Raw genomic sequence first — 10806 nt, forward strand, 5'->3', positions numbered from 1 at the left:
TCCGGCCGATCGCCAAGCCTGTCGGCCAATCTCGCAAGATTTGCTGATGACACCATCGCGCCAACGCTAGTACAGGGCGCACGGCACCTACACTGGCCAGGTAACCGAAGCAGGAAGGTGAACGTAATGTGGGGATCGTCGGCTCGCTGGCAGCGAGTGCTCGCGCTCGCCCTGGGGCTGACCACGGTGGTGGCGACGGCAGCCTGCGCTCCGCAGCAGATCGCTGGCGAGCCGGTGCGGAGCACCGTGGCTGGGCCCACGCAACCCGCGGCCCCGGTCCGCAAGGCTTCGAACGTGAAGATTCAGAAGCTCGCGCCCGGCGAGAAGCCCCCGCAGTTCATCCTCTTCTCCTTTGACGGCGTCGGTGTCAGCAAGAACTGGGACCTCTTCTTACAGACCGCGAACGAGACCGATGCGCGTTTCACCGCCCTGATGACCGGCCTCTACTTCCTCACCGACAAGAACCGGCGCAAGTACCGCGGCCCCGGGCACAAACCGGGCGAAGCCGCGATCGGCTTCGGCGGCACCAAGGACGAAGTCCTCCAGGAGGTCGAATACCTCAATCGCACCTGGTACGACGGCCACGAAATGGGTACCCACTTCGTCGGACACTTTTGCGCAGGCACTAAGTATCCGGGCAAGGACTGGACGACAGCCGACTGGAATCACGAGCTCGATCAGTTCTTCTCACTGATGGTCAATTGGCGCGAGAACAACGGGATCAACGAGGGACCGGACTTGGCGTTCGGCCCCGAGGTGGTTAAAGGCGGACGCACCCAATGCCTGGAGGGCACCCCAAATACCCTGTTCCCTGCGCTACGCCAACACGATATGACCTGGGACTCGTCCATGGACGGCCGCGAACCGGGCATCTACTGGCCAGCCAAAGAACGGGGGATCTGGGAGTTCGCCATCCCGTACGTGTACTCCCCGGCACTCAAAGCCCGGCAGACCGCGCTGGACTACAACTTTTGGTACTCATTCAACGGAGCCCAGAACCGCCCGAAGGACGCGCCGAAGATTCGCCGGGTGGTGAGGGCAACCTACGACTACATGTATAAGCGCGCCTTCGAAGGCAACCGGGCGCCGCTGGTGATCGCCAACCACTTCAACGACTGGAGCGGAAACGCCTTCAATCCGGCTACTGCGGACTTCATGCGCGAGGTGTGCGGCAAGCCGGAGACCATCTGCGCGACCTACCAGGACGTGATTGCGTGGATGGAAGCGCAGGACCCGGCAGTTCTCGCCGAACTGCAAGCCCGCCCTGCCGTCGCGCTCGACGCCAAGCACTGACTATCAGGACTCTAACGGCACGCGGCGCAGCACACCGTCGACGGCGTCGGCGGCCTCCACCTCCTCGCGGGTAACGCCCAGCATGTACAGCACTGCATCCAGGTACGGATGGTCGAGTGTCGCATCAGCCACCTCGCGAAGCGCGGGCTTGGCGTTGAACGCGATGCCCAGCCCGGCCGCCGCCAGCATGTCCATATCGTTCGCACCGTCGCCGACGGCCACTGTCTGCTCCATCGGCACGCCGCGTTCCCGTGCGAAGGTCTCCAGCGCACGCGCCTTGCCAGCCCGGTCGATCACCTCACCGACGACCCGGCCGGTGAGCTTGCCGTCCACGATTTCCAGGGTATTGGCCCGCACGAAGTCCAACTCCAGGTCCGCGGCCAACGGATCAATCACCTGACGGAAGCCGCCGGAGACGACACCGCAGTGGTAGCCGAGCCGGTTCAGGGTGCGGATGGTGGTGCGCGCCCCCGCAGTCAGCTCGATCGACGCCGCGACCCGGTCGATCACCTCCGCATCGAGCCCTTCGAGCGCACGGACCCGCTGGTGCAGTGATTCGGCGAAGTCCAGTTCACCGCGCATGGCCGCCTCGGTCACGGCAGCGACTTCGGCTTCGCGGCCAGCCTCGGCGGCCAGCATCTCGATCACTTCACCCTGGATCAGCGTGGAGTCGACATCGAAGACGATGACCCGTTTTGCCCGACGGGCCAGGCCGCCGCGCTCCACGGCGATATCGATCGGGAATGCCGACGCCACCGCCCCGAGCCCCTGCCGCAGTGCGGTGTCGGCGTCTGGGCCTGCGCCGACGCTGACCATCAGTTCCAGACCGGTGATCGGGTAGTCCGCGATGCCGCGGATCGAGTCGATGTTGCCGCCCTGGGCGGCCAGCGCCGCCGAGACGGCGGCGAACGACTCGGCGGACAGCGGGTTGCCCAGAATCACCACAGCATGCGTCGATGGCGAGGCAGCGTCAACTCTGTCGTTCACCTCCACCGTGACGTTCATGCCGAGCGCTGACATCGCTGCGGTCACCGTGGCGCGCAAGTCCTCCACACCACGGTCAGTCGCCACCAAGACGCCCAGGGTCAGGTGATCGTTGATGACCACCTGCTCCACGTCGAGCAAATTGACACCGCCCTCGGACAGCACCGACATCAACGATGAGGTGACGCCGGGCTTGTCCGGCCCGCTGACGGTCAGGAGGATCGAGGTCTTCGCTTCGGTGTTTGCCACCCCTGAATTATGAAGGGCCGGGACCTGACGGTGCACGGCAGGTGGGACTTCGCGCCCGGAGGCCCGCCAGCCTCGGAAAAAACCAGGTCCGCCCGAGCGAGTCGGGCGGACCTGGTTACGGCAGTGCGGGGTGAGCCGCTATCAGTTGGGCGCACCCTGCTGCTGGTTACCGTGCGGCGCCTCGAGGTGCTTGTCGCTGCCCCAACCCACGTGGGCTTCGGCACGCATGCGGTCGACCATGTGCGGGTAGTGCAACTCGAACGCCGGACGCTCCGAACGGATCCGGGGCAGCTCGGTGAAGTTGTGCCGCGGCGGCGGGCAGCTGGTGGCCCACTCGAGCGAGTTGCCAAAGCCCCACGGGTCGTCGACCGTGACGACCTCGCCGTAGCGGTAGCTCTTGAAGATGTTCCACAGGAACGGGAACATCGACAGCCCCAGAATGAACGCGCCGAGCGTCGACACCATATTCAACGTGGTGAAGCCGTCGGTGGCCAAGTAGTCGGCGTACCGACGCGGCATACCCTCATTGCCCAGCCAGTGCTGCACCAGGAACGTGGTGTGGAAGCCGATGAAGGTCAGCCAGAAATGCCACTTGCCGAGCGTCTCGTCGAGCATGCGACCGGTCATCTTCGGGAACCACAGGTAGATACCGGCGTAGGTCGCGAAGACGATGGTGCCGAACAGGACGTAGTGGAAGTGCGCCACGATGAAGTACGTGTCCGAGATGTGGAAGTCAATCGGCGGACTCGCCATCAGCACACCGGTGAGGCCACCGAACAGGAAGGTCACGATGAAGCCGATCGAGAAGAGCATCGGCGACTCGAAGGTCATTCTGCCCTTCCACATCGTGCCTATCCAGTTGAAGAACTTCACGCCTGTCGGCACCGCGATCAGGAATGTCATGAACGAGAAGAACGGCAAGAGGATGGCGCCGGTGACGTACATGTGGTGCGCCCAGACAGCCACCGACAGCGCGGCGATCGCCAAGGTCGCGTAAACCAAGCCCGAATAACCGAACAGCGGCTTGCGGGCGAAAATCGGGAAGACCTCGGAGACGATGCCGAAGAACGGCAGCGCGATCACGTACACCTCGGGATGGCCGAAGAACCAGAACAGGTGCTGCCAGAGGATGACGCCACCGTTGGCCGGGTCATAGATGTGCGCACCGAACTGGCGGTCGACCTCCAAGCCAAGCAGCGCCGCGGTCAGCAGCGGGAAGATCAGCAGGATCAGCACGCTGGTCACCAGGATGTTCCAGGTGAAGATCGGCATGCGGAACATGGTCATACCGGGTGCGCGGAGGCAGACGACGGTGGTGATCATATTGACGGCGCCGAGAATGGTACCGAGGCCAGCCACGCCCAGACCCATGATCCACAGGTCGGGACCCATTCCGGGCGAGTGCACCGCGTCCGACAGCGGCGTGTAGGCGGTCCAGCCGAAGTCGGCGGCACCACCGGGAGTGATGAAGCCGCTCAGCGCCACCAGGTTGCCGAACAAGAAGAGCCAGAAGCCCATCGCATTCAAGCGCGGGAACGCGACATCCGGGGATCCGATCTGCAGCGGCAGCACGAAGTTCGCAAAGCCGATGACCACCGGGGTGGCGTACATCAGCAGCATGATGGTGCCGTGCATGGTGAACAGCTGGTTGAACTGCTCATTGGAAAGGAACTGGAGGCCCGGATGGGTCAGCTCAATGCGCATCAGGAGGGCCATCAGTCCGCCCACCAGGAAGAACGCGAACGAGGCCACCAGGTACATCTGGCCGATCAACTTGTGATCGGTCGTGGTGATCATCTTGTAAAAGAACGATCCCTTGGCACCGTAGCGCTGCGGGTATGGACGAACCGGGGTCACCACGGTCGTCGGTTGGTCTAGTGCGGTCACAGATCCTCCTCCTGGGCGCTGCCTTGCGCCTGGACTCTACCCCTGCAAACACTCGCGGCGGCACAATGCCGCCAGTGCTTTGAGATGATCCTAAACCAGACGCAGGCCGCCTGCCGAGCGGGTCCTACGATCTGTCGTAATTGATCTTGCCACACCCCTGTTTCCCCAGGTGACGGCTACTGCAGCAGCGACGCGCCCGTCCCCGGACGGCCGCGCTGCTCTGCTAGCGTAGGCGCGTGCTCGATTACTCCTCGATGACTCGCGCCCGGATCCGTCGCTGGACGCTGGCAGTCGCGGCTCTCACCGCCGTCGCTGGACTGACCGCATGCGGCGATACCGACGACCTCCTGCGCACCCCAGACGGTTCGGTGATCACCACGGTGACCACGCGCATCGCACGGGTCGACATCGTCAATCCCGGACGCGACTACGAGACAACGTGCCTGGCCCCGACCACTGCCGACGACGGCACCGCCGCCGTCCCCCGGGTGATCGTGACCGATCCGGTGCTGCTCGATGCGTTCTGCGCACTCGGCGTCCCGGCCGCAGTGCGCGGCCTCACCGCGCCAGCCGGCAGCATTCCCGCCTACCTCGGTCCCGCGTTGGCCGCCGTCCCGACATTCGGCGACGCACCGACAGCCCAACAGGTGACCGACGCGAACGCCGAGGTGGTGTTGGCCACCCCGGCGACCGCTGCGGACGTGACCGCGCTGCGGGAGACCGGCGCTATGGGCTCGGCGCGAGTCGTCACCATCGACCCCGGCAGCGGCGCGGAGTGGCAGTCCACGTTCACGATGATTGCCGCGGCGCTGAACCGGTCAACCGCCGCCGCAACCCGGATCGCCGAATTCGACGCCGAAGCTGCGCGCATCGGCGGGGTGACCGATGCCTCGCACACGCAGGTGTCGTTGGTGCGCTTCACCCCGGACGCCGAACTGATTGAAGGAACCGACAACTTCAGTGCTGCGGTGCTGGCGCAGGTCGGCGCGCAGCGTCCGGTCCGGCAGCGAGCGCCTGAGGCCGTGGCGGTGAACGACGCCAACTTTTCCGCCGTCGACGGCGACATCATCTACGTCAGCGCCGACGGTGAGCCAGGACTCGCCCGCGGCACATCGATGCTCGAGAGCGACCGCTGGCAGGATCTGGGCGCCCCGAGCTGGAGCCGGGTCCGGTGGGTCGACGATGAGATCTGGTATCGCACTTCCGGTCTGGCCGCGGCCTGGCTGATCCTGCATGACATCCGAAGCTCACTGAACTCCACGTCAGGCTGACCGCCCGTGCCGGTCCGCCCCCACTCCGGTCCACCGGACCTGGGGCTACGTGCCGTGTGGCGCCCGGGTCTCGGGCTGGCGCTGTGGCCGAACGGGGTCGTGGTCACCGCTGGCGAGACACCGCCGCTCGGCGAGCTGGTCCGCCTCCCGGAGTCGGTCAGCGATCTGCTTGCGCGCCGCAGGTTGCGCCACACCGTCGAACGCGTCGGCCCCGGAGGGGCCCGAACCCTGCATCGCGCAGTGGTCCTCGGGGTGCCCACCACCGTCGAACTGCTAGACCGATGCGAGCACCTGAGCGTCGGCGGCGAGCTGTCCTTCTACCGGTACTTGCTGGCCGGAGCACGGTCACTGCGTGACGCCGGTGCCGTGGCGCCGGGCGTCCCGAACACCGGCGATGAACCAGCGCTCGCCTGGCTACCCCTGCCGACACCCGCGTGGCGCGGCTGGCAGGCGGTGATCACGGCCAGCGCACCGCCAGCGCTGGTCGGTGACGATCCGACCGGGCGGACCGGCAGCGCCGCGCTCTTCGACTTCGTCGGAGAAGTGCTCGATGCCGAATGCCGCCGGGCGTTGACCAGCGAACGGGGCCGATCGCGCATTCCGCTGATCGACGGTCTCACCGCCGCGGCCCCCGTGCCGATGAATCCTGAATCGGGCACGCAACGCCCCGGCGCCGGATTGGCCGCCACCTGGCAGGCGTGGTTGGACACCGGCACACCGGACGGTCCGTCGCTAGTGCTGCGGTTGCACCAACCCGACGACGACAGCTCGAACGACACCCGCCTGGACGGCGGCGCCCCGGCTTCGGCGGGCGACGAATCAGGCAGCGACCGAGCGGCAGATCGGTGGCGGTTGCAGGTGTGCCGCCGACTACCGACCGGGGAAATCGAACCGGCCGTCCCCCATCGGCTCAATGCGCACGACCTCGACGAGCTGACCAATGAGCTCGCCCTCGCGGTGCACGCCTGCGGCGAGCTGTCCCGGGCCGAGACCGACCCGCACACCCTGGACTTCCTACTGAACACCGAGCAGGTCGCCGCGTTCTTCGCCGACGGGGCCGCGGCGATCGGGGCAGCCGGCGTCACCGTGCTGCTGCCCCGGACAGTCGCGGTGGTGTCCCCCACCCTCGCGCTGCGCGGCACCGAGGTGCCCGGCGGCGGCGCCCGCCCGGGTCTGGTGGGTCTGGATGAGATCTCCGACTTCGAGTGGCGGCTGGCCCTCGGCGATGGCAGTGCTCCGCTGAGTCAGGACGACCTAGACGAGCTGGCCCGCCAGCATGGCGATCTGGTCCGGGTACGTGGCCGGTGGGTGCGGGCCGAACAGGCCGCCCTCACTCGTGCGGCGAACTTCCTCATCGCCGCCCAGGCCGCGAAGCAGAGCGGCGACCAGGGCACCGCGCTCGAGATGGCCGAACTGATGCGGTTGATCACCGACTCCGATGATCGCCTGCCGGTCCCGGTCACCAGCGTCGAGGGCCTCGGCTGGCTCGACGACGTCGCCACAGGTGGGACGCTACGCCCCGGTCCGGTCGACCCACCTGCCGCGCTGCACGCCGAACTACGCCCCTATCAACAACGCGGCCTGGAATGGCTGCATGCGCTCTCGGTGATCGGCGCGGGCGGGGTGCTGGCCGACGATATGGGCCTGGGCAAGACGGTGCAGGTGATCGCGCTATTGACCCTGCGCCGCGCCGACCACCCGACCACGGCGCCCGCCCTAGTGGTCTGTCCGATGTCAGTGATCGGCAACTGGCAGCGAGAGCTGGAGCGCTTCGCCCCGGACCTGACTGTCGTTGTGCATCACGGGCCGAATCGCGATCCCAACCAATTGTCCTGTGCCGCAACCGATGTCGTGGTCACAACGTTCGCCACGCTGACACGCGACCGCGATCAGTTCACTGCTGCCACATGGGATGTGCTGGTGGTCGACGAGGCTCAGCACGTGAAGAATGTCCGCACCGCAGCGGCAAAGTCCCTTCGCGCATTGCGCGTTCGGCGACGATTCGCCTTAACCGGAACGCCGGTGGAAAACCGCCTGGAGGACCTGCGCGCGGTGATCGATCTGGTGAACCCCGGACTCTTGGGGAGCGCGTCGTCGTTCCGGTCTAAGTTCGCCGAACCCATTGAGCGGGAACGGGATCCGCGCGCGCTGCAGCGACTCAATGCGCTTACCCGACCGTTTATTCTGCGTCGACTCAAGACCGATCCGGCGATTGCCGACGAACTGCCGGAGAAGACCGAGTTGACGGTTCGGACCAACCTGACCGAAGAGCAGGCCGGCCTGTACCAGGCGATTCTCAATGATCTGCACGAGGCTCTGACCGACGCCCGGCAGCACGGCCAGCGCCGCAAGACGGTGCTGGCCGCGCTCACCAGACTCAAGCAGGTATGCAATCATCCGGCGCACTACCTGGGCGACGGGTCTCCGATGCTCCGCAAAGGCAGGCACCGCTCGGGCAAGGTCGAACTGCTGTCCGACATCGCCACGACACTGGTCGACGAGGGCGATCGCGCTCTGATCTTCACTCAGTTCGCCGCATTCGGCGAGCTCCTCTCCGAATGGCTGACGCCGATGCTCGGCCGGGAGATCCGGCTTTTGCACGGCGGCCTCGCCCGCGGCGAACGAGATCAGCTGGTGACTGACTTCGCGGCGGACGGCGGTCCGCCGATCATGGTGGCCACTTTGAAGGCTGGCGGCACCGGTCTGAACCTGGTCGCGGCCAACCACGTCATCCACGCCGACCGATGGTGGAACCCCGCCGTTGAGGAGCAAGCCACCGACCGCGCGTACCGGATCGGCCAGACAAGGGCGGTGCAGGTGCGCAAATTCGTGTGTGTGGGCACGTTGGAAGAGCGGATTGACGAGCTGATCGCGGCCAAGCGCGAGCTCTCGTCGCTGACCGTGGCGACCGGTGAAAGTTGGCTGTCCGATCTCGGCGACGACGCACTGTTCGACCTGCTGGCCCTGCGCGACGAGGCGGTCGGCGAGTGATGGCGCGCCGCACAGGTTCCGCGCCGGTGCGTGGCTACGGACTGACTTCCTGGGGCCGCGCCTTCGCGGCGGTCTTCGAGTCGGGCGCCGACCACCGGCACCTGACCGGAGCACGCCGGTACTTCCGGGACCATCACGTCGACCGGCTGGAGTTCGGCCGCGGTGAGATCACGGCGTCGGTGCGCGGCAGTCAGCTCGATCCGTTCGAGGTGATCCTCACCCCGCGGCCGCTCGATCCGCAGACTGTCGTGGACCTGCTGCGCCGGACTGGAGATGTGGAGGCACTGTTGGCGGTGGCCCGGGGCGAGCAGCCTGCCCCCCTCGGCGAGCTGATCGCGCCGACCGAGTCCGCCGATGTCGCGTCCGCGTGCACCTGTCCCGACGAGGCGCCGCGGTGCATTCATGCGCTGGCGGTGGCCTTCGAGTTGTCGGCGCAGATCGACAAGCAACCGACGACGCTGCTGCGGATCTTGGGCACGGATCTGCCGGATCTGCTGGCCGCGGTTCGCGGCCGCGCGGCCAGCCCCGCGCCGCACCGCTCCGGGGAAGTGTCCGTCGCCCCCGATGCCGACTTCTACGGCGATGGCGTCCGGCTGCCGGCGGCACCATCGTTCTCCCGCGTCGAGGCCCTCGCCGAACTCAACGCCGCCGCGCTACGCACCGCCCTGCGCGTCTCCGGCCTGGGTGCCACCCAGCTTGCCGAAGCCCTCGACGACCTCGCCGAGCTCTACGCTGCGCTTCACGACCCCCGCTAGCGACGTGCGCCGACCCGCGGGCGGGTCCGGATCGTGGGTACTCGACTGCTCGACATCCCGCATTGCACCGGAAGCCTCGCGTGGAATCGCACACTGGCACAGACACGACCTCCGTGGTCCATTGGTCCACGGAGTCCCCCCCTGCGCCAGTGACACCCGCGGGTCACCCGCGGCGGTGCCGTCCCAGCAGGCCGGATGTCGTCGGGATCAGAAGTCCCAGTCCTCGTCTTCGGTGTTGACGGCCTTGCCGATCACGTAGCTGCTGCCCGAGCCGGAGAAGAAGTCGTGGTTCTCGTCGGCGTTCGGTGAGAGCGCCGAGAGGATGGCCGGGTTCACGTCGGTCTCATCCTTGGGGAACATGGCCTCGTAGCCCAAGTTCATCAGCGCCTTGTTGGCGTTGTAGCGCAGGAACTTCTTGACGTCCTCGGTGAGACAGACCTCATCGTACAGCGACTCGGTGTAATCGGACTCGTTGTCGTAGAGATCGAAGAGCAGCTCGAAGGTGTAGTCCTTCAGTTCGGCGCGACGCTGTGGGGTCTCCACTTCCAGAGCGCGCTGATATTTGTAGCCGATGTAGTAGCCGTGTACGGCCTCGTCGCGGATGATCAGTCGGATCAGGTCGGCAGTGTTGGTCAATTTGGCGCGGCTACTCCAGTACATCGGCAGATAGAAGCCCGAGTAGAAGAGGAAGGACTCGAGGAGCGTCGAAGCGACCTTGCGCTTGAGCGGGTCGTCGCCACGGTAGTAGTCCATGATGACGTGCGCTTTGCGCTGCAAGAATTCGTTCTCCTCCGACCAGCGGAAGGCTTCGTCGATCTGTTTGGTGGAGCAGAGCGTGGAGAAGATCGAGCTGTAGCTCTTGGCGTGGACCGACTCCATGAACGCGATGTTGGTGAGCACCGCTTCTTCGTGTGGGGTGGTCGCGTCCGGGATCAGCGAAACCGCACCCACGGTGCCCTGGATGGTGTCCAGGAGCGTCAGGCCGGTAAAGACCCGCATGGTCATTTCTTTTTCGTAGTCGGTGAGGGTGCCCCACGACGGGATGTCGTTGGACACCGGCACCTTCTCCGGGAGCCAGAAATTGCCGGTCAGTCGGTCCCAGACCTCGGCGTCCTTCTCATCGGGAACACGGTTCCAGTTGATGGCACTGACGCGGTCGACCAACTTGATCGGTGCGCCTTCGGCTGGACTGTGAGCGGACGCAGACATGGCACCTCGGGTTTGTCGTGGCAGAGGATGAAGCAGTGCGGACAACACTACCCGTTGCGCCGTCGCCGCATGTCGACCACTAGATGGTGTGTCTCTCCGTGCGACGGCGTGTCGACCCGGCGTGTCGCCCGCCGCCCCCTGACCTCGCCGCCCGCCGCCCCCTGACC

Annotated in this window: 7 protein-coding genes; 4 read left to right on the forward strand and 3 right to left on the reverse strand. The window is 66.2% G+C overall.

Going from position 1 to position 10806, the window contains the following annotated elements:
* Nucleotides 1–126: 126 nt before the first annotated feature.
* A complete protein-coding gene (locus WAW85_RS15040) occupies nucleotides 127–1293 on the forward strand; it encodes a polysaccharide deacetylase (RefSeq protein WP_422560397.1) in 1167 nt (388 codons plus the stop codon).
* 3 nt (nucleotides 1294–1296) lie between these two features.
* Here WAW85_RS15040 and serB read toward each other — a convergent pair whose 3' ends face one another.
* Both serB and ctaD read right to left on the reverse strand, forming a co-directional pair.
* Nucleotides 1297–2526, reverse strand: a complete 1230-nt coding sequence (gene serB, locus WAW85_RS15045) for a phosphoserine phosphatase SerB (protein ID WP_422560398.1) — start codon at nucleotides 2524–2526, stop codon at nucleotides 1297–1299.
* 141 nt (nucleotides 2527–2667) lie between these two features.
* Nucleotides 2668–4413, reverse strand: coding sequence for a cytochrome c oxidase subunit I (gene ctaD / locus WAW85_RS15050; protein WP_422560399.1), 1746 nt, complete (start codon nucleotides 4411–4413; stop codon nucleotides 2668–2670).
* 236 nt (nucleotides 4414–4649) lie between these two features.
* Between ctaD and WAW85_RS15055 the strand changes: the two genes are divergently transcribed.
* Genes WAW85_RS15055 through WAW85_RS15065 form a run of 3 tightly spaced genes read left to right on the forward strand, consistent with a single transcriptional unit; the run spans nucleotide 4650 to nucleotide 9430 of the window.
* Nucleotides 4650–5684, forward strand: coding sequence for an ABC transporter substrate-binding protein (locus tag WAW85_RS15055; RefSeq protein WP_422560400.1), 1035 nt, complete (start codon nucleotides 4650–4652; stop codon nucleotides 5682–5684).
* Between the two features lie 6 nt (nucleotides 5685–5690).
* Nucleotides 5691–8675, forward strand: a complete 2985-nt coding sequence (locus WAW85_RS15060) for a DEAD/DEAH box helicase (protein WP_422560401.1) — start codon at nucleotides 5691–5693, stop codon at nucleotides 8673–8675.
* Nucleotides 8675–9430, forward strand: a complete 756-nt coding sequence (locus tag WAW85_RS15065; RefSeq protein ID WP_422560402.1) for a hypothetical protein — start codon at nucleotides 8675–8677, stop codon at nucleotides 9428–9430. The genes WAW85_RS15060 and WAW85_RS15065 overlap by 1 nt, the downstream gene beginning before the upstream one ends.
* A gap of 207 nt (nucleotides 9431–9637) precedes the next feature.
* On the opposite strand, the gene nrdF is transcribed toward WAW85_RS15065, so the two are convergent.
* The gene (gene nrdF / locus WAW85_RS15070; RefSeq protein ID WP_422560403.1) at nucleotides 9638–10639 is read right to left on the reverse strand and encodes a class 1b ribonucleoside-diphosphate reductase subunit beta; all 1002 of its coding nucleotides are present in this window, start codon (nucleotides 10637–10639) and stop codon (nucleotides 9638–9640) included.
* Between the last annotated feature and the right edge of the window lie 167 nt (nucleotides 10640–10806).

The organism is Gordonia sp. (in: high G+C Gram-positive bacteria) (assembly GCF_049299075.1).
Lineage (GTDB): Bacteria > Actinomycetota > Actinomycetes > Mycobacteriales > Mycobacteriaceae > Gordonia.

Bases quoted from the DNA above. Each gene is read 5' to 3' on its own strand.
- WAW85_RS15040 (WP_422560397.1), top strand. From the start codon at position 127: ATGTGGGGATCGTCGGCTCGCTGGCAGCGAGTGCTCGCGCTCGCCCTG.
- WAW85_RS15065 (WP_422560402.1), top strand. From the start codon at position 8,675: ATGGCGCGCCGCACAGGTTCCGCGCCGGTGCGTGGCTACGGACTGACT.
- nrdF (WP_422560403.1), bottom strand. From the start codon at position 10,639: ATGTCTGCGTCCGCTCACAGTCCAGCCGAAGGCGCACCGATCAAGTTG.